Consider the following 940-nt stretch of genomic DNA (forward strand, 5'->3'; position numbering starts at 1 on the left):
TTCCTTTCATGATTGTTTTCGCAAACATCATTTTACAGAAATTTGGCCATGGGCCATTCTTTATTTAATTAGTGTTGCACTTAAAGTGTAAATTCAAGGAACAAAAAAAGCCCACTTAGTTTAAAACTAAGTGGGTCAGGAATATTATTAATTGGCTTCGCTCACAACAAAGTCGAGGGGTGCTAACTAAGTTAGCATCTATAATTAGTATAAGAACCTTAAATGAAGCTTAAAAACTAATTCTTTGATTTACCGACAAAGAAAGAAACTACAGCAACAACAATTACTGCTCCAATAATTGAAGGAATAATTGCCATTCCGGCTAATTGAGGGCCCCAAGATCCGAGTATAGCTTCTCCAATAGAGGAACCAACTAATCCGGCAACAATATTAGCAATCCACCCCATTGATTTTCCTTTGCTAGTAATTGCTCCAGCAATAGCACCAATGATGGCACCAATAATTAAAACCAATAACCAATGCATAAAACATCATCCTCTCTTATTTTTCGAAGGATGTTTTTTAGATTTGTTATAGTTTTGGATTTCTTTAAAAATGGCTAATAAAAGTTGAGATATAGAAATGATAATTGATATTTTTGACCAAAGTCTAAATCTTTTCATATGAAATCCTCCATTATCTAAATTGCATCCTCCTAAATCTAATTATAGACAATTGAATATTTGCATACAAGTTATTCGACTGTGCCATTCTTTTTAAAATAGGAATTTTTGATTTGCCTTTTTCTCAATTACAGGCGTTAAAGAATAATCGATTTATTTATTGCACTTACAAACAATTTAGCATACGGACTTTAAAAGGAGTTTTGATGATGAAAACAATGGTAGATTGTAAAATTAATCCGAACGCTGTTCGGACAAAAAAGATCAGCTTCCTTTAAAATGGTGTTTACCACAAACCCATCTTTTAGGAGCTGATC

At 32.6% G+C, this 940-nt stretch carries 1 protein-coding gene; it reads right to left on the bottom strand.

All coding sequences use genetic code 11. The features are described from left to right. Window positions 1-236: 236 nt before the first annotated feature. Window positions 237-485 (bottom strand): GlsB/YeaQ/YmgE family stress response membrane protein, encoded by a 249-nt coding sequence (locus tag GB992_RS10385; protein ID WP_161002383.1) that lies wholly within the window; start codon window positions 483-485, stop codon window positions 237-239. Window positions 486-940: the final 455 nt, after the last annotated feature.

Origin of the sequence: Furfurilactobacillus milii (genome assembly GCF_009863985.1) — a bacterium.
Classification (GTDB): Bacteria; Bacillota; Bacilli; order Lactobacillales; family Lactobacillaceae; genus Furfurilactobacillus; species Furfurilactobacillus milii_A.

Coding starts and splice junctions, on each gene's coding strand:
- GB992_RS10385 (WP_161002383.1), bottom strand. CDS start 485: ATGCATTGGTTATTGGTTTTAATTATTGGTGCCATCATTGGTGCTATT.